The organism is Geomonas agri (genome assembly GCF_020179605.1).
Taxonomy (GTDB): Bacteria; Desulfobacterota; Desulfuromonadia; order Geobacterales; family Geobacteraceae; genus Geomonas; species Geomonas agri.
Map to the genome: position 1 here is coordinate 2,149,790 of NZ_JAINZO010000001.1, position 18,380 is coordinate 2,168,169.

Annotated in this window: 16 protein-coding genes; 9 read left to right on the forward strand and 7 right to left on the reverse strand. The window is 61.2% G+C overall.

Annotated elements, in window-relative coordinates; translation table 11 throughout:
- Positions 1-3: 3 nt before the first annotated feature.
- The 6 genes from K7R21_RS09265 (at position 4) to K7R21_RS09290 (ending at position 4,886) form a co-directional block, all read left to right on the forward strand.
- The gene (locus K7R21_RS09265) at positions 4-936 is read left to right on the forward strand and encodes a class I SAM-dependent methyltransferase (protein ID WP_224983431.1); all 933 of its coding nucleotides are present in this window, start codon (positions 4-6) and stop codon (positions 934-936) included.
- A gap of 227 nt (positions 937-1,163) precedes the next feature.
- Complete coding sequence (locus K7R21_RS09270; protein ID WP_224982976.1) at positions 1,164-2,588, forward strand: phytoene desaturase family protein; 1,425 nt, start codon at positions 1,164-1,166, stop codon at positions 2,586-2,588.
- A 301-nt stretch (positions 2,589-2,889) separates the two neighbouring features.
- Positions 2,890-3,471, forward strand: a complete 582-nt coding sequence (locus K7R21_RS09275; protein WP_224982977.1) for a PEP-CTERM sorting domain-containing protein — start codon at positions 2,890-2,892, stop codon at positions 3,469-3,471.
- A 130-nt stretch (positions 3,472-3,601) separates the two neighbouring features.
- Complete coding sequence (locus tag K7R21_RS09280) at positions 3,602-4,108, forward strand: peroxiredoxin family protein (protein WP_263630545.1); 507 nt, start codon at positions 3,602-3,604, stop codon at positions 4,106-4,108.
- An 80-nt stretch (positions 4,109-4,188) separates the two neighbouring features.
- Positions 4,189-4,626, forward strand: coding sequence for a phosphate-starvation-inducible PsiE family protein (locus K7R21_RS09285; protein ID WP_224982978.1), 438 nt, complete (start codon positions 4,189-4,191; stop codon positions 4,624-4,626).
- 2 nt (positions 4,627-4,628) lie between these two features.
- Entirely contained in the window at positions 4,629-4,886 is a 258-nt protein-coding gene (locus tag K7R21_RS09290) for a DUF6504 family protein (RefSeq protein ID WP_224982979.1), read from the forward strand.
- 20 nt (positions 4,887-4,906) lie between these two features.
- Here the strand turns inward: K7R21_RS09290 and K7R21_RS09295 are convergent, their stop codons facing one another.
- The 3 genes from K7R21_RS09295 to K7R21_RS09305 all read right to left on the reverse strand — a co-directional run bounded on the left by K7R21_RS09295 (position 4,907) and on the right by K7R21_RS09305 (position 6,656).
- A complete protein-coding gene (locus K7R21_RS09295) occupies positions 4,907-5,752 on the reverse strand; it encodes an SDR family NAD(P)-dependent oxidoreductase (protein WP_224982980.1) in 846 nt (281 codons plus the stop codon).
- A 30-nt stretch (positions 5,753-5,782) separates the two neighbouring features.
- Positions 5,783-6,085, reverse strand: coding sequence for a hypothetical protein (locus K7R21_RS09300; RefSeq protein WP_224982981.1), 303 nt, complete (start codon positions 6,083-6,085; stop codon positions 5,783-5,785).
- A gap of 88 nt (positions 6,086-6,173) precedes the next feature.
- Positions 6,174-6,656 carry a VOC family protein gene (locus K7R21_RS09305; protein WP_224982982.1) on the reverse strand — a complete coding sequence of 161 codons (483 nt, stop codon included), beginning with the start codon at positions 6,654-6,656 and terminating at the stop codon, positions 6,174-6,176.
- 289 nt (positions 6,657-6,945) lie between these two features.
- On the opposite strand from K7R21_RS09305, the gene K7R21_RS09310 reads away from it, so the two are divergent.
- Together K7R21_RS09310 and K7R21_RS09315 are read left to right on the forward strand one after the other, a co-directional pair.
- Positions 6,946-9,555: a PAS domain S-box protein gene (locus K7R21_RS09310; RefSeq protein ID WP_224982983.1), complete on the forward strand. Its 2,610-nt coding sequence runs from the start codon at positions 6,946-6,948 to the stop codon at positions 9,553-9,555.
- Between the two features lie 128 nt (positions 9,556-9,683).
- The gene (locus K7R21_RS09315) at positions 9,684-12,305 is read left to right on the forward strand and encodes a CHASE domain-containing protein (protein WP_224982984.1); all 2,622 of its coding nucleotides are present in this window, start codon (positions 9,684-9,686) and stop codon (positions 12,303-12,305) included.
- Positions 12,306-12,361: 56 nt separating this feature from the next.
- Here the strand turns inward: K7R21_RS09315 and K7R21_RS09320 are convergent, their stop codons facing one another.
- From K7R21_RS09320 to K7R21_RS09330, 3 genes are all read right to left on the reverse strand, one after another.
- Positions 12,362-12,712, reverse strand: a complete 351-nt coding sequence (locus K7R21_RS09320) for a toxin (protein ID WP_224982985.1) — start codon at positions 12,710-12,712, stop codon at positions 12,362-12,364.
- A 254-nt stretch (positions 12,713-12,966) separates the two neighbouring features.
- The gene (locus tag K7R21_RS09325) at positions 12,967-13,689 is read right to left on the reverse strand and encodes a YkgJ family cysteine cluster protein (protein ID WP_224982986.1); all 723 of its coding nucleotides are present in this window, start codon (positions 13,687-13,689) and stop codon (positions 12,967-12,969) included.
- A gap of 289 nt (positions 13,690-13,978) precedes the next feature.
- On the reverse strand, positions 13,979-14,527 hold the full coding sequence (locus K7R21_RS09330) for a flavodoxin family protein (protein WP_224982987.1): 549 nt from the start codon (positions 14,525-14,527) through the stop codon (positions 13,979-13,981).
- A 293-nt stretch (positions 14,528-14,820) separates the two neighbouring features.
- Between K7R21_RS09330 and K7R21_RS09335 the strand changes: the two genes are divergently transcribed.
- Positions 14,821-15,195 (forward strand): hypothetical protein, encoded by a 375-nt coding sequence (locus K7R21_RS09335; RefSeq protein ID WP_224982988.1) that lies wholly within the window; start codon positions 14,821-14,823, stop codon positions 15,193-15,195.
- Here K7R21_RS09335 and K7R21_RS09340 read toward each other — a convergent pair.
- Positions 15,173-18,337, reverse strand: coding sequence for a PocR ligand-binding domain-containing protein (locus K7R21_RS09340; protein ID WP_224982989.1), 3,165 nt, complete (start codon positions 18,335-18,337; stop codon positions 15,173-15,175). The two genes, K7R21_RS09335 and K7R21_RS09340, sit on opposite strands and share 23 nt — an antisense overlap.
- Positions 18,338-18,380: the final 43 nt, after the last annotated feature.

Here is an 18,380-nt window from a genome sequence, read left to right on the forward strand (position 1 = left end):
CCCATGAAAGAGTTCCTGCTCCCCCATCTGATCTGTCCCACCTGCCTCCCCAAGGAGCACCGGCTTGAGCTGTCGGTCCGACGGCAGACCGGGGATGACATCATCGACGGCAGCCTCCGCTGTCCGGGGTGTGGGCGCCGCTTTGCCATTGAGGACGGCGTCGCCATTCTGCTTCCCGGCGCCGAGAACGAGGGGCACTGGCGTTACGAGGAGAGCGAGACCCTGAACCGCTATCTCTGGAGCCACTACGCCGACCTGCATGGCGCCGACGGCAACGCCGCGGCGATCGCAGCCTGGGCAGGCGCGCTGGGCCGTACCGGGGACATATCCCTCGACGCAGGATGCTCTGTAGGAAGGATTGTCTTCCAACTGGCGGCAGCGGGCGGCCCGGCCGTCGGCTGCGACCTCTCACTCAGCTTCGTAAAGGCCGCCCGCCGCCTGGCGCGCGACCGCCGGCTCAAGTATTCGCTCCCCCTGGAAGGGAACCTGCGTGAGACCTTCGAGATAGTCCTGCCCGAAACCCTCCCTTCCGACCACGTCGAATTCGTCGTCGCCGACGCCCTGCGGCTTCCCTTTGCCAAGGGGAGCTTCGGGCAGGTTTCCTCGTTGAACGTGCTGGACCGGGTCAGCTATCCACTTGCCCACCTCTACGAGATGAACCGCGTCAGCCGCGAGCGCGACGCCCGTTTCCTGTTGGCCTCCCCTTTTTCCTGGACCAGCAGCGACATCCCCGAGGAAAGGTGGCTGGGCGGCACCGCGACTGGCCCCTACGCGGGAAGGGCGGTCGACAACCTCCGCGCGCTCCTGGAAGGTAAGGGGAAAGTCCTCGCACCCCCCTGGCGCATCGCCGAGGCCATATCTGTGCAGTGGCACATGCGTTCCCACCGCAACCACTGCGAGACCTTCACCAGCGATACCCTCCTCGCCGTCCGCTGACCACTGAAAAAGTTCCGTAAAGAAGTAAGCGTTCCCACCTCTACCCCTTTCCGCCCGATGGTTCTCAGCTTCCCCTTCTGAGGGATTGCAGTTAGCCTTTTGGTTTTCTCAGATTTCCTCAGATTTTCTCGGGCCTCCGCGCTGAACGCTACGGTCCGCGAGCCTTGCCATTCGTTTGTGCTAGACTTGAACCTCGTGTTTTCATTCCGGGTGTCAAGGGGCTGCCAATGGCCAAATGGAGTGACATGGATGCCGTAGTGGTGGGTTCCGGGCCCAACGGCCTCGCCGCCGCCATAACCCTGGCCAGGGCCGGCATCTCGGTCACCGTCGTGGAAGGAGCCGCCACCTTCGGCGGGGGAACCCGCAGCGAAGAACTCACCCTCCCCGGCTTCCTGCACGATGTCTGTTCAGCCATCCATCCCTTGGGCGTCGCCTCCCCCTTCTTCAAATCGCTGCCCCTGTCCGAGTACGGCCTCGAATGGATCTATCCCGAAGTGCAGCTGGCCCACCCGCTCCCTGACGGAGAGGCCGCCCTGCTGTTCCGCGACCTCGATGAAACCTGTTCCATCTTGGGCAACGACGGTCCCTCCTATCGCCGTCTATTCCAGCCGCTGGTAACGAGCTGGGATGACCTCGCTCCCGACCTGCTGGCGCCGCTGCACTTTCCCCGGCACCCGATCGCCGCCGCGCTCTTCGGCGTCAAGGCGCTCTTCCCCGCGCACCTCCTGGCCCGGTTCTCCTTCCAGGAAGCCCCCGCTCGCGCCCTCTTCTGCGGCATGTCGGCCCACGCCTTTCTCCCCCTGCAGCATCCGCTGACCGCCGCCTTCGGCCTCATCCTCGGCACGCTCGGTCACGCCGCCGGCTGGCCGGTCGCCAGGGGTGGCTCGCGCAACCTCGCCGCCGCCCTGGCGAGCTACCTGCGCACGCTCGGGGGCGAGATAGTGACCGGATGCCAGGTCAAAAGCCTCGCTGACCTCCCCGCAGCCCGCATCGTCATCCTCGACGTAACCGAACGGCAATTCGAGTCCATCGCGGGGCCACGCCTGCCGTCAGGGTACCTGCGCCGGCTACAGCGCTACCGCTACGGCCCGGGTGTGTTCAAGATCGATTGGGCCTTGGACGGCCCCATCCCCTGGACCATGGCCGACTGCCGGCGCTCCGCCACCGTCCACGTCGGCGGCACCGCGGAAGAGGTTACCGCCGGTGAGGCCGAGGTATGGCGCGGTATTCACCCGGAGCGTCCGTTCGTGCTGGTGGCGCAGCCCACCCTTATCGATCCGTCCCGGGCACCGCGGGGCAAGCATACCGCCTGGGCCTACTGCCACGTTCCCAATGGCTCAACCGTGGACATGACAGCCCGGATCGAGGCGCAGCTCGAGCGCTTCGCGCCGGGATTTCGCGACCTCGTCCTCGCACGCCACACCCGCAATTGCCTGCAGTACGAAAGATACAATGCCAACATAATAGGAGGGGACATCAACGGCGGCGTTCAGGACCTGCGTCAGTTCCTGGCCCGCCCCAAACTGCTGGCACCGTACCGAACCCCGCTTCCCGGCGTGTACCTCTGCTCCTCGGGGACCCCTCCCGGCGGAGGCGTGCACGGCATGTGCGGCTACCATGCCGCGTCGCTGGCACTCAAAGACTTGGGGTGACTCAAACGCGTTTATGCGAAGAACGCAAGTCCCCGAAGGGCACGAAAAAAGGCAACACGGATTCGGTGCAATAGGTTTTGCGGTTCCAATCAAAGTGTTTTCTCGTGCTTCGCAAATACTCAGCGTACTTGGCGCCGTTCAGCCCACAGCATTGCACGGAGGCCGGATCCCCAGTGGAACCGGCCTCTCTTATTAGCGGCGGGCACCCCGTCGCTTAATGCCTTAGCCGTTGCTTCAATTTTATTAGAAAAATATAATCACAGTATCGGTGCACGACTGACAGCAGCAAAGGAGGTCACACATGAGAACCAAGCTTCTCGCCGCTGCGCTTCTGGTGCTGTTACTGTGGCCTGTATCGTCGTACGCCCACCTCTACGATTACGAATATGTCGGGCTCCCCTTCGACTGGTTCAACGGTTCCACCTACACACCCGCCGACCACGTCACCATATCGCTGCTCACCAACCATCCCTTGAGCTTCGGCGAACGCGGTTTCGCCGAAAACCAGAGTTCGGAGATGGTCTCGTTCATCATGTCGGACGGCTATCAGACCATGAACGTCGCCAACACCGGATTTTGCCAACTGCAGATCTTCGACGGTCTCAAGGCCGACGGAACCCCCTACGGCTGGTGGATCTGGCTCTCCGACACCTCAGACGGTACCGGAAACACTGTCTATTCTGAGAACTCGGTGGACGGATCCTATGATATCGGCATGTATGGAACCGATTTCGGCCGCAATTTCAACGATGGGACCTGGACTGTGTCCGTGAAATGCGACCCGAGCCCGGTTCCCGAGCCCACGACTGCGCTGCTGTTAGCCACTGGTTTCGCCGGCATGTGCGGCGCGACGTGGTGGCGCAGGAAAAGCGCGCGCAGATAACAGCCCCGAACACCGGGGCCGTTACCGCCAGTTTCCTCAAAGGAAGCTGGTTTTTTTGTGTTTTCTGGTACACTCGCGAGGTGGCGCCGCCACGGCGCACGGTCTGGGCATTCAATAGGAGGGATGAACAATGAGACGATCGATCTTGGGAAGCATGGCAACGTCGGCACTCGCCGCCATTGGCAGTATCGGTTCCCAGCTGCCGCGAGTGGGGGAAAAAGCGCCGGAATTCGAAGCGCAATCGACCCTCGGAACCGTCAGCCTCGCCGACTATGCCGGCAGGAAATACGTGCTGCTCGCCTTTTACTACGCGGACTTCACGCCGGTCTGAACCAGCGAAATGCAGGCTTTTCAAAAAGAGCTGTCCCTTTTTGAGGAGCAGGACGCCCAGGTCCTGGGCGTGAGCAGCGACACAGTGGCGACGCACGCGGAATTTGCCAGGGAGCACGGCCTCGCATTCCCGCTTCTGGCTGATGAAAACGGCACGATACAGAAACTTTACGGCGCGGGCCGCGCCACCTTCGTCATCGACAAGGCTGGCATCATCCGCCACATCCAGCGCGGCTTCCCCGACACCGCCAAACTCCTGGCCAACCTTGCTAAACTGCGGCAAGAAGAGGAAGTCACGCAATTGTAAAACTTCACTAAACAGCCTGTAACGTTCCTCTGTTACCTTCGCTGCAAACACGCGAACATGAACAGAGGAGAGTCGAATTTATGTGGAGAGACAACAGTGTCGATTTGAGGTTGAACCGGTTTTACGAGATGTCGGCGCGCGCCGTGCTGTGCCTCTTGATCATCGCCATCCTGCTTGCCATCGTAGCCGGCGTTGGCTGCACGCTCTACGACCTGCGCCTGGTTTTCCAGCAGGATTTCCACAGCGCGTCGAAACAGATCATGGTGGACCTGCTGACCGTGCTGGCCATCATCGAGGTACTCCGTACGGCCCTCGCCTATTCCACAGAAGGGCGGGTAAAGGTGACCTACATCATCGACACCGTGATCGTTACGGTGCTGACCGAAGTGATGGCGTTCTGGTACAAAGACATCGACTGGCAGGAAGTCGCCATGACCATTTCCCTGGTGCTTTCCCTGGCGCTGATCAGGATCGTGGCGGTGCGATTTTCGCCGGCGGGGTCACGGAGGGAGTTGTAACAATGACAGATCACGCGGGAGACAAGCGATCGGGAGGGGATCCGATAACCGTAGCAAGCTATGCCGGCTATAAGGCCGACGAGCGTCCCACCAGCTTCACTTGGCGGGAGCGCAGCTTCGAGGTAATCGACATCATAGACCGTTGGTACTACCAGGACGGTAACTACTTCAAGGTGAGAGTGGCAGACGGAGGGCAGCACCTGCTCCGGCACGATCTGAACCAAGACCGCTGGGAACTGGTGCCGCCCCGCGAGGAATGATCAACAACAATCAGCCCCTTTCATCGTCCCGGCTTGCTGATTAATTTCAATGTCAACTCCCTGAGCCTCCTGCGCGCCTCTTCGTCGTACGCCTGTTCCGCCGCCCGTTTCGGAGTCCCCTGGTCGAAGTAGAGTCCCGTCTTCCCCTGCAACTTGTCGTCCACCGCCAACCGCTCCAGGTAACGCGCCCCTTCCTCCACCGTGGTCCGTGCCGCCCCGAACCACTCCCGCACCATTTTAGTATCCATCAGCGATGCCGGATGCATGGCGTTGACCGCGATGCCTGTTCCCGCCACTTCATGGGCCAAGTCGAAGCTGAACATGATCAGCGCCAGCTTGCTTTGGGCATAGGCACGCATGCCGTCGTATCCCCTTTCCAGCATCACGTTGTCGAACTCCACTTCCTGCTGGGCGACCGAGGCGACGTTCACGATGCGCGCGGCGCCCACCTCTTCGGCACGAAGGCGCAGCAGCGGCAGTAGCCGGTAGCTGAGCAGAAACGGCGCCAGGTAGTTAACCGCAAAGCGCAACTCGAAGCCGTCCCGGCTGAACTCGCGCCGCTTGGGATCAGGCCCCGCGCCGACGCCGGCATTGTTGATAAGGACATCCAGGCCGCGCCAGTCGGCGGCGATGGAGTCGGCCAACGCCTCCACCTCGGCCAGCAAGGAGAGATCGGCATTGTAATAGTGCAGCCGGTCACTACCGGTGCTCGCTTTGATTGACTCGGTTACCCGCCGCCCTTTCTCCGGATCCCTGCCATGCAATAACAGCGTCGCCCCGAGGGCGGCGAAATCGGTGGCGACCTTTTCACCCAGGCCGTCGGTCGCACCGGTGATCAAGATGACGTATCCTTCAAGATCCTTCATGGCGGACCTCCTCGTTGAGGCCTACTGCTCCTAATTTATGTCGTTGCCGGAGTGCCAGACTGCCAGCCATTGCTGTTGCGGGGTCAGGCTGTTGCCGTACTGGACCATGACGCCGTCCCCCCGTTGATAGCTGCAAGACCAACCCGGCTTGTCGGCGCCGGGAAAGCTCGGGTAATCCCCCGGGTGCTCCTTGGCATCGTAGGGCGCCGAGTAGGTGCCGTCATCCTTGGGAGGCCGGCAGTGTTCGTCCCCCGTGTACCAGGTGGTTTCGGCCCCGGCACCCTGCGCTGCCATGAGCAGAGTGAATGCAACTACGTGCAACATGCTCTTCATGATAGACAACCTTTCCTGCCGCTGCCGGCACCCGCGCTGGCACCGCCGATGGCGAAGCCCTGCGGAGCGCCGGCAGCGGCATCACGAGTTACGATTTGATTTCCTTGGGTACTTGCGCGAAGGCCGCTTTAGCGCCTTCCCTGATCTCTTCCGGGGTCAGATCCCTGGTGTGAGTCGCCAACATCCAGTTGTAGCCGAACGGATCCTGAAGCGAACCCGCCCGGTCTCCCCAGAACATCTCCTGGACCTCCATTTTCTCGGTTGCTCCCGCTTCCAGGGCGCGCCTGAAGGCGGAGTCCACATTCTCCACGTAAAGGTAGAAACTGATCGGCGAACTGCCGAGAGTTTCCGCACTCTTGCAGTTTTCGCCGGGGAACTCGTCCCCCATCATGAGGATGGAGTCGCCTACCATGAGTTCCGCGTGCATGATCCCTTCTCCATCCGGCCACGGCATGGCGTATCTCTCCACGGCCCCGAAAGCGTTCTTGTAAAACTCGATCGCCTTGCGGCAGTCCTTGAACATGAACATAGGTGTGACACTGTGGAATCCTTCTGCAATAGGCTTAGTCATGACAAACCTCCTATCTGTCGGGCATTTCCCACGTCCCAACCTACTCAGGATAGGATTCGGTCAACACTATGTCAATAGTTGCGCCAGGGGATGCCGCCCCCCTGCCGCCGCTCCCCGGGCGCAGTTACGCCCCCGCCCGTTTCCGCACTGCTTCTTGTTGCGGTACCGACTCGACCAGTGCATGACGCCAGCTCAAAATCACGTGTAAAGGTTATTGCCGCATCTGCCGAAAAGGGATGCACTGTTACCCGGCCCCGTGACGCGTCTTCACCCAATGAAGGAATGCCACATGACTTGTATCCGATTGGCTGTAACAGCTGTCTTCCTGCTCGTGACTGTCCTGTCGACGCTCCTTTGCGACGCCGGCATTGCACAGACGAAGGTCCAGCTCAGCCTCGAGGAGCAGCAATGGCTCCAGCGACATCCGGTCATCAGGCTCGCCCCCGACCCCGATTTCAAGCCCATCGAGTTCTTCGACGAACAAGGCCGGTACCAAGGCGCCTCCGCCGACATGGTCCGGCTTTTGGAACAAAAACTCGGCATCACCATCACCGTGGTCCACCTGAAAAACTGGGACGAGGTGCTGGAAAAATTCAAGGCACACGAGGTCGACCTCCTCGGGGCCATGGTACGGACCCCCAACCGGGAGAAGTTCGCGCTGTTCACCGACACCCTGGTGACCGTCCCCGGCGGCATCTTTAGCCGCAGCGGTTCGCGGACCGACCTCACCCTGGCCGGCCTCAAGGGCAAAAAGGTGGCGGTGGTTTCCAACTACGCGTCCCACGACATCCTGAGGACCAGGTTCCCGGAGATCAAGCTCGAAGTGGTTCCCGATGTCGCCACAGCCCTGGCGAAGACCTCTCTGGGCATGGTGGATTACTACGTGGAAAACATGGCCAACGCCACCTTCTACGCGCAGCAGGCCGGCATCACCAACCTCCAACTCGCCGGCAAGACCGACTTCGATTACCGCTGGGGGATGGGGATACGCAAGGATTGGCCCGAGTTGCAGGGGATTCTTAACAAGGGGCTCGCTGCCATAGGCAAGGAGGAGCGCAGCCTCGCCCTGCAGAAGTGGCTCTTTGTCGACGCCCAGGGCTGGCGTCCCACCAGGACCTTCGTCATCGGCACCGTCGCCACCCTGCTCGCCCTGCTCCTGGCCGGAGCCGCCTACACCAACTACGCCCTGAAAAAAGTGGTGCGCAGCCGTACGGCGTCGCTGCAGGCCGAACTTGGCGAACGGAAAAAGGCGGAACAGGCACTGAAAGCCTTGTCGGTTGAGCTCGAGGACCGGGTCCGATCGCGCACCGCCGCACTGGAACGGGAGATCGCGGAGCGGACCAAATCGGAGCAGGAGGTCGCCGCCAGCGAACAGCGCTTCCGGCAGTTGTTCCAAAACGTTGCCGATCCGGTCTACATCGCCGACGCGGCCGGTAGGATACTCGCCGCCAACGACCAGGCCTGCAGCGAACTTGGTTTCACCAGGGAAGAATTGACCGCCAAAAAAATCGGCGACCTGGACGCCATCAACAACGACGACAAGAAGGTGGTCCAGCAGATCGAGAGTTTCCCAACCTCTTCCTCGGTCACCTTCGAAACGATGCACCGCCGCAAGGACGGCACCACGTTCCCGGCGGAAGTGAAGGTAAGACGCATCGATTTCGAGGACCGCCCCGCCATTATCGGCGTGGCCCGCAACATCTCGGAGCGCAAGAAGGCCGAAGAGGAGCGCATCCGGCTCGAACAGCAGTTGCTGCACGCCCAGAAGCTGGAGAGCCTCGGCGTCCTTGCCGGCGGCATCGCCCACGACTTCAACAACATCCTCACCTCTATCATCGGCAACGCCGAACTCGCCCAGCTCCGGCTCGCGCCGCTATCGCCCGCCGCGGAAAACCTGCAGCGGATCGAGGCCTCCGCCGTACGCGCCGCGGACCTGGCCCGGCAAATGCTGGCCTACTCCGGGAAAGGGAAGTTCATCATCGAGTCCATCGACCTGAACCGGCTGCTCCAGGAGATGGGGCACATGCTGCAGGTCGCCATCTCCAAAAAGGTGGTGCTGCGCTACAACCTGGCCGGGGAATTGCCGGCTATAGAGGTCGACGCCACCCAGATCAGGCAGATCGTAATGAACCTGGTCATCAACGCCTCCGAGGCCATCGGCGACCACGACGGCGTCATCGCCATCTCGACCGGCTGCGTCGAATGCAAAGAGGAGTACCTGAAGGAACCCTGGCTGATCGACCCCATCGCCGAAGGCTCCTACGTCGCCCTCGAGGTCACCGATACCGGTTGCGGCATGGACAAGGAAACCCTGGCCAGGATCTTCGATCCCTTCTTCACCACCAAGTTCACCGGCCGGGGCCTGGGCATGGCGGCGGTGCTCGGTATCATCCGCAGTCACCAGGGCGCCATCAAGGTTTACAGCGAGCCCGGCCGGGGGACGAGCTTCAAGGTATTGCTCCCGGTCGCGCAAGGCGCTGTTGCGGACGGGATCCCTGAGCCGAAAGCCGATAACTGGCTCGGCGAGGGGGTCGTGCTCTTGGTTGATGACGAGGAAACCATCCGGAGCACCGGCGGCGAGATGTTGCGCGAACTGGGCTTTGAGGTGATCACCGCCACCGACGGCTGCGAAGCCATCGAACTGTACCGGGATCACCCCGAAATCGTGCTGGTGCTCCTGGACCTCACCATGCCTCGCATGGACGGTGAGCAGTGCTTCCGTGAGTTGCGCCAGATGGACCGGTCGCTCCGGGTCATCATGTCCAGCGGGTTCAGCGAACACGAGGTGTCGCAGAAATTTGCCGGCGAGGGAATCGCCGGGCTAATCCAGAAACCGTACAAACTCTCTTCGCTGCGCGATACCATCCGGGCCACCGGCCTGGGCGCGTGCCCTGCGTGAGCACGCGTTTCCCCACCGTCCTCATCCGCCCCCCTGAGCGCATTGATTTTGGGAAAAACTCCAGTAAAGTTAAACATCCTGGCCTGTAAGGCCGGGACACCCACACGTGAGCAAGCCGGGGTTTATCGATGCCGACAGACAGTGTCCAAACAAGGGCAGGTGCCGCTTCGCCGCTTCGCGGCGTTTCCACCTGGGGAAGAGCGGTAAACCTGCTCCCCTACCTGGTGCTGACCCTGTCGCTGCTCATGACCCTTTTCTTTTGGCGTCAGTACGAACGCAGCCTTACCTCCCGCTTCCAGATCGCCTTCCATGACAAGAGCGTTGAGATCGTGGACCGGTTCATGAACCGGATGATCGATGACGAGCAGGTTCTGCGCGGAGCAGTGGGACTGTTCGACGCCAGCGACAGCGTCACCCGCGACGAGTGGCACCGCTATGCGCAGGCGCTCTCCCTGGATCGCAACTATCCCGGCCTGCAGGGACTCGGCTTCTCCGAGGTGGTGCATCCCCGGGACATGGGACGCCACGTCCTGCGCATGCGGGCGGAAGGGTTCCCGAGCTACCGGATCTGGCCCGACGGCGAGCGCCCCATCTACTCCGCCATCGTCTACCTGGAGCCGTTCGACTGGCGCAACCAGCGCGCCTTCGGCTACGACATGTTCTCGGAGCCCAACCGGCACAACGCCATGGCCCAGGCGCGTGATACCGGGGAAGCCGCCCTCACCAATCCCGTGTTCCTGGTGCAGGAAACCGAAAGGGACCGTCAAAAAGGTGTGCTGATGTACCTCCCGGTCTATGACCGGATGCTGCCGGCCGCAACGGCGGAGCAGCGCAAGGACGCACTGCTGGGTTGGGCCTACAGCCCGATCCGCATCAGGGATTTCATGTGGGCCACCTTCCCGAGACCGCTGCAAGGCATCGCCTTTCGCATCTACACCGAAAACAAGGTCAGCGATGCCACCCTGCTTTTTGACAGCAACGCCGACTGGAAGGTCAATATCCCACGGGACTACCGCCCCGCTTTCGAGAGCAGCCGCACCGTGAAGAAGTTCGGCCGCGAGTGGCTGTTCACCTTCCAGTCGCTGCCGAGCTTCGCGCTCGAGCAGGGCAAAAGCCAGTCGCGCAGCTACCTCGCCGGTGGGCTGGTCGTCAGCGCCCTTTTGACCGTAATCGCCTTCATGCTGCGCCATGCCCATACCAGCGCCATCAAGGCAGCGCAGGCCCTGAGGGAAAGCCAGGAGCGCTACCGCAAAATCTCCGAGGACAGCCCCGCCTACATCTGCACCTATCTTCCCGACGCCACCCTCACCTACGTCAACCCCGCCCTGGCCAAGGGCGCCTACATGGCCCAAGCCGAGATGACGGGCCGGAACTTTCTCGAGTTCCTGCTCCCCGAATACCGCTCGCCGGTACGTGGCTTCCTGGCCGAACTGAGCCCGGAGCACCCGACCGACACGCGGGAACTTGCCTTCTTTGGTCCCCGGAACAGCGTACTGTGGCATCAATGGACCAACAGGGGGATCTTTGACGAGCAGGGGAGACTGATCGAGGTGCAGGCGGTCGGGCAGGACATCACCGAGCGTAAAAAGGCTGAAGAAGAGCGGGTCCGCTACGAGCAGCAGTTGCTGCACGCCCAGAAGATGGAGAGCCTGGGCGTACTGGCCGGCGGGATCGCCCACGACTTCAACAACATCCTCATGGCCATCATCGGCAACGTCGACCTGTCGCTGATGAAGCTTCCGGAGGATTCCCCCATCGCGGCCAACCTGAAGAACATAGAAACGGCGGCTAACCGGGCAGCCTATCTCGCCAAACAGATGCTGGCCTACTCCGGCAAGGGCAGGTTCCTGATCGAGAAGGCAGACCTGAACCAGCTCGTCGAAGACCTGCGCCATGTGCTGGAAACCGCCGCCGGCAACACCGACCTCAAGCTCGACCTGGCCCGCCCGCTTCCGGTGGTGGAGGCTGACCTCAACCAGATGCGCCAGATACTGATGAACCTGGTGCAAAACGCCGCCGAAAGCATGGGCGAACCACAAGGAGAAATCACCATCCGCACCGGATCGGCAACGCTGGACCAGGAGAGTATCAAGGACCTGATCCTGGGCGAGAACATGGCGCAAGGGCTCTACGTGTTTTTGGAGGTGGTGGACAACGGCAGCGGCATGGAACAGGAGGTGGTGCAGAAGATCTTCGATCCCTTCTTCACCACGAAGTTCACCGGCCGAGGCCTCGGTCTGGCAGCGGTACACGGCATCGTGCGCGGACACCGGGGTGGCATCAGGATCTACAGCGAGCCGGGACGGGGCACCACCTTCAAAGTACTGCTGCCGGCAAGCGAGTCAGTCACCGAACCGGATCAGGCGGAGCCGGTGCAGGACAATTGGCGGGGCGAAGGGAAGGTACTGCTGGTCGACGACGAGGAAACGGTGCGCAACATCGGCACGAGGATGCTCAGGGAACTGGGCTTCACCCCCTTGACGGCCGCAAACGGCGAAACGGCCCTGGCACTTTACCGGGAGAACCCCGACGTGAAGGCCGTCCTCCTCGACCTCACCATGCCCGGGATGGACGGCGAGGAGGTTTTCCGGCAGTTGCAACAGCTCGACCCGAAAGTGCAGGTGATCATGTCCAGCGGCTTTAGTGAACAGGACGTAGTACAGAAGTTCGATGGCAAGGGCCTGGCCGGCTTCATTCAGAAACCGTACACGCTGAACGTACTAAGGGAAGTGACGCGAAAAGCGTCCTAGTGCCGGATTGAAGGCGAGCTGTGCCCCCCTGTGCACCGCCGGCGTCCCGGTGAACATTATCCCCTGGGATGCTTGATCCTGTTAGCCTCATTCTTATGGTAGATATCGAAGAAGATCACGCTGTTGTCGCCAACCTCACGGCAAAAGACGCACCGATCCTCCAGCTTCTTTCCCTCCTTCCGGCACTGTTCACACCAGTGGTAGATGAGCCGGTAGTCACGGCGCCCGACGTATTTCTTCAGCTTCCCCTGGTACTCGCCGTGCATCCAGCCATCGGCATCAGCCGGGTTGTCCAGGAGCCGGTCGATGACGTGAAGGATCCGGTCGTGACCGGGCGGGTCATGTTTCTGAATCTTGTCCATCTTGGCAGCGAAGCCGGGAGTGGGGAAAAAGGAAAAGCTAGGCATAGTCTCCTCACCTGCAAGAGTTTGGGTCGCTTTGGTGTGATTAAGCGGTTGCACCTGGAGTATGTTTCCCACAACGGATTTGCTGTGCCAGAGAAAGCGGAATCTGCCACGAAGCACCGAAGCTGCCCCGGCGCCCCCCCTTGCGAAGGGGGGACAGGGGGGATTTGAATTTCCCGAGAAAGCAAAGTTATGTGCCACGAAGCACTGCAGGTGCCCTCGAGTCCCCAAGGGGGATTTTGCCGTAAAGCTCCCGCCTAAGAAACAGTCACCAGCAGCGGGTGGTCAAACCCAGCCTCGGCGATAACGCGCTCAGCCTCCCCGCGTCCCTGCAAAGCGGCCCCAGCCAGATCATGGGCCCGACACAGCTGCACCAGCACCCCGAGGTTGCCGTAGAGCGAAAAGTCCAGCAGTGACCCCATCTGCTGTGCCCCCGCCTCTTCCAACTCCTTGCCGCTGTCCTGGAGCACCGCCACATAGTGGCTCGGGAACGAGACCACCTTGCGATCAAGTCCCGCCAGAAAAGCTTCCCGCTCCTGCGGCGCGACCTTGGAGAAATCGGCGCCGCACCAGGCACTGTCACGGGTAGATATGAGCGAACGGCAGGTGAGCGGGCGCACCGGGTAAACGCTGCAGGCTCCTTCGCCATTCAACAGCGGGCATCCCCCCATCTCGTCCCGGTGCAGGCGCAGGTACTGCGGCAGTTCAGCTACCCCCCGCACCAGGTCACGCAACTTCGCCGCGTAGGTCTCGACCGCCCGTCCCCGTTCCTCGTCCAGCACTCTCGCCACCGCCAGCGCCTCGGCGAAGCCGGTATGCACCGCGAGTCTGCAGCAGTTGCTGCATCCCTTGCCGCAGAAGACGGTACCGCCGCCGGAGCGGTAGTCGTCTACCCAGGATCGGACAAACATCTCCAGGAACATTTGCTGCTGCTTCGCTTGGTCGATCAGTTGCTGCAGGGTATCACCGCTTTTTGTCATACCATCCCTTCATTCTCAGTCTATGGAGCAGACTCTTGAGCAGTTGTCATCGCTTAATGGGTGGACCGCACTGCATCTGTGCAAATAGCATATCGGGCAGGATACGGCAAGCAGGAGCTGAGGAGAAGGCCAATCAACAAAAAGGCGCCGGATGCCAGCGCCCTTGTCGTCAGTTTGTTAGCAATGTTGACCACGAACGGAACTCGTGGCATCGCGTCCCCCCCTTTGCGAAGGGGGGACAGGGAGGATTTGCCTTATCCCCCCTCACCTCCCGACACTCATGCCGGCCTCAGGCGATCCCCCTGCCAAGTGCTTCTGCCCTGCTCAGCCCATCCGTCTTCAAAACGTCATCCTTGTCATGCAGCCCCGGCACGATCAGCGTGCCGCTGTCCTGCCAGCCCAGGAACTCGGCGATGAGCTGGTACGACTTGACGATCCCCTCAAACTTCCTCTCTTCCTTGTCCCCGCCGCTCACCAGCAGCACACACTCTTTGATTTTCAGCGGCCGTTTTCCAACGAAGAAGGAGTAGAGCTTGTCGATGGCCGGCTTCAATTGGGCCGGGAAGGAGTACCAGTACAGCGGGGTCGCCAGCACCAGGACGTCGGCCTGCTCCAGAAGCGGTGCCAGTTCCGCGAAATCGTCCGGGACGGAACAGGCGGTCCCCTTGCTGAAACAGGTCTTGCAGTCAATGCACCCCTTGATGTTTTTGTCCGCCGTCCTGAACTTGACTACGGAGTGCCCCGCCCGTTCCGCACCGGCGGTGAAGGCGTCGGCCAGTTTGTCCGTGTTGCCACCTTTGCGGGGGCTTCCGCTCAGTACGAGAATGTTTTTCGACATCTGAGATCTCCTGTAATCAATATACATGGTTTGGCTTGGTAACTTCTCCACGCTTACATTCGCAGGAAAAGCCGCAAAGGTCCACCTGAGAATATCGGAGTCTGTGCAGTGCCGACCACTAGCGGGTCAGATGGACTCGCGTCCCCCCCTTTGCGAGAGGGGGGACAGGGGGGATTTGCATTCGACAGCGGGGATTTGCTTTGTTTGATGGCGGCAGCCGCTTGCGCAGCCATGCCGGCCTGCTAACATTGGCCGTGGCTCATTTTTCACACGATACGCTACGGGAGGTCGCCATGAAAAAGCTGGCTCTGTCGTTATTGCTGCTGATGATCTGGTGCGGTCCGGCACGTGCCGACGACTGCCAGTGTCAGCCCATCGAGTATGAACAGCTGCTGGCCATGCCGGTGGGGGAGATCAAGGCCAAGATGGAGCAGTATGAAAGGCTAAGCCAAGAGTATATCCATGGCTCCTCGACCAACTGCTATTACACCTGCGTCACTGCATACGAGCGCTTGCACGCCGCCAAGGCCGAAAAGGACAGGGAACAGATGAAGGCGCGTGCCGCCAGGCGTGCAGCCCCGCCGGTGAGCGTGCCGCCGCAACGCCCGTTCTCATCCGAACCGGCTGGGCCGCCGTCCCGCCTGATCACCGGTCCAGCATCTCCCTGACCTTGCGCAGCAGTTCCAACGGCTGCACCGGTTTCATGATCAGCTCGATGCCTTCTTCGGACACCCCCCGGTTCTGGATGAAGTCCGCGGTATATCCGCTCGAATAGAGCACCTTCACCCCAGGCTGCAGCAGCGAGATCTCCTCGTAGGCCTCCTTGCCGTTTTTTTTCGGCATGATCATGTCCATGAGGATCAGCGCCACCTTGTCCCTGTTGGCAGCGAACTGCTCGACGACATCCCGCCCGTCCACCGCCTGGATCACCTGGTAGCCGTACAGGCTGAGGATGGAGACCACGAGCTCGCGCACTTCGGCATCGTCCTCGGCAAGCAGGATGGTTTCGCTCCCGCCGACCGGGGCCTGAACCTGCGCGTCCTGGACATCCGCCTCGCCCGCTTTGGGCTGCTGCAACGGCAGGTAGATCCTGAAGGTGGTGCCATGCCCGAGCTCGCTATAGACGTTGATGATGCCGCTATGCTGCTTGATGATGCCGTAGACGATCGCCATGCCGAGACCGGTCCCTTTGCCGACCTCCTTGGTGGTATAAAACGGTTCGAAGATCCTCTTGCGGGTAGCTTCGTCCATGCCACTGCCGCTGTCCGACACGGTCACCACGGCGTATCTTCCCGGCTCGGCCCGCCCCGACTCGTGATCAAAGGGCGACTCCACCGCCTGCAGCCCGGTCTCGATGGTCAGCATGCCCCCCTTGGGCATGGAATCGCGCGCGTTGGTGGCCAGGTTGATCAGCACCTGTTCGAGCTGTCCCACGTCGGCGTGCACGATAAGCTGGTCGCCGTAGGTCACCGTCTTTAAGTGGATGTCCTCCCCGATCACCCTCAGGATGAATTTCTTGAAGTTCTCGATGACCCCGTTCAGGTCCACTGATTCCAGGTGGATGACCTGCTTGCGGCTGAACGCCAGCAGCCCCTGGGTAAGCTGCGCCGCCCGTTCGGAAGAGGACAGGATGTGATCGACCCACTCCTCCTCTTTGTCGCCGAGGCTGTCGTTCATCTTGAGCATGTTGCCGTAGCCCGTGATCACCTGCAGGATGTTGTTGAAGTCGTGGGCGACGCCGCCGGCCAACTGTCCCACCGCCTCCATCTTCTGCGACTGGCGCAGCTGCTCTTCCAGGTGGATGCGCTCGGCAAGGATGCGGGATAACTTGATCGAGCTGAAACTGAGCGTGGAAATAACCTTGGTGAGTTCGGCGTAGAACTTCATGCCGGCCTCGGCCGCTTCCCTGCTGAACCGGGGCACACGCTCCAGCGCAGCCAGGTACTCCTTTTCGTCAAACCCGTAGCGCATCGCCTGTTCCCGGAAAACTTCCAGGTTGGGCGGATCGTCATCGTAGAAGAATTGCCCGATGAAAACGTTGCCGACATGCTTTCCCCCTACCTCGATCGGGGTCACCATGTCCCACATATTGTTCTTGCAGCGATAGAGTTTGTGGGTACCCACCGCAACCCCCCTCGTCAGCACGGTGTCGCTTTCCAGGCAGTTCTTGCAGGCCTCGGGATGAACCCGGTGGAACTTGGTGCAGATGTCCTGCCACCCTACCGATACCAGCACCTTGCCCGAAACATCGAGGACGGCCCCCAGCATCCCGGTGATCCGGTAAAAATCCTCCATCATGGCCTGCAGCGTCTCGGTGTCGATGATGTCCGACAGTTCCAGGGCGCCGATGTCACCTTCCGGTTCCAGGATCGCCTGCAGCTTGTGCCGGACCGTCTCCTCGCTCTCTTTGAGCGCGACCTCGGCCCTGCGCCGCTCCTCGACCTCCTCCTCCAGCACCGCGGTCTGCTCTTCAAGCAGCGCCGTCTGCTCCTGTAGCGCCTCCTGCGTCAGTTCCCGCTCCGCCAGCTGTTCCTCGAGCTCGGCACCTTTTTTCTTCAGCTCGTCTTCGAGCTGCTTGAGTTCGGTGATGTCGGTGGAAATACCGCAAAGCCCATATATGACACCATCTTCATCCTTAAGCGGGAGTTTCACGGTCCAGTAGCTGCGCGGCTGTTCATTCTCGGCCGCCAGGTTGGTTTCTTCCCTTTTCACCGTCAGCCCTTCCTCCAGCACCGGGGCATCACTCACGACGATCTCACGGACCGACTCCGGCGAGAAGAAGGCGGCGTCGGTCTTGCCCACGATCTCATCCTCGGGCTGGCTGAACAGCTCGCACACCTTGCGGTTGGCGTAGGTATAACGATACTGGGTGTCCTTTATGAAGATATAGGCGCCGACGTTGTCAAGTATGGTGTCCAGGCGCAGCTTGCTTTCGCGCAGGGCAGCCTCGGCCGCTTTGCGTTCGCGGTTGCGTTTGTAGAAGAAATAGACGGCAAGGCACGCCACCAGCAGTGCGAAGGGAAGCAGGTACTGCAGCATGTCCCGAAAGCTCGGTTCCTTGGTCTCGTAGACCCCGAACCACTTCTGGTACAGCTCGTCGTAATCCCCGTCAGCCTTGGTCAGCGCCAGTCCCTCATTCAGCGCGGCCAAAAGGTCCGACTCCCCCTTGTGAACGCCGAAGGTGAACTTCTGGGCGTAGCCGGCCTTGACATCGAGGGCCCGTACGTTGTCGATGTGCAGCTCCCGCAGCGTCTGCACCCCGACGAGCTTGCTGACCAGCATGGCGTCATGCTTGCCCGAAGCAAGGAGCTGCAGACCTTCCCGGGCGTCGTTGACCAGCACCAGTTGCTTTTGCCACCCCCTGGACACCGCGTACTCGTTGGCCAGGTCCGCTTTGAAGACGATGATGGACTTTCCCGCCAGGTCCGCCTCCGACTTGATGCGGGAATCCCCCTTGCGCACGAAGATGGCCCCGTTCACGGTGACATGGGGAACGCTGAAATCGGTGTAGCGGTGGCGCTCCTCCGAGGTGGCGATGTTGACCAGCACATCGACCTTGCCGTCCTTGAACTCCTGGAGCAGCTCGCCCCACGGCCTGACCCTGATGGTATATTTGAGCCCCGCCTCCCGGGCTACCTCTTTCCAGAGTTCCACGGCGAAGCCGCCAGCCGTATCGTCGGTACTGCCGGTGGAGAACGGTGGGAAATTCTCCTCGCTGCCGACCACCAGCGTTTTTTGGGAGTAATCGGCGGCCGGTGCCGTGGTGACGCAGGCGAGAAGGCATACGATGAGGATCAAACGTTTGAACATACCCAACCCTTTAGTCGATGCGACGTTGTAGCGACTAACGTAC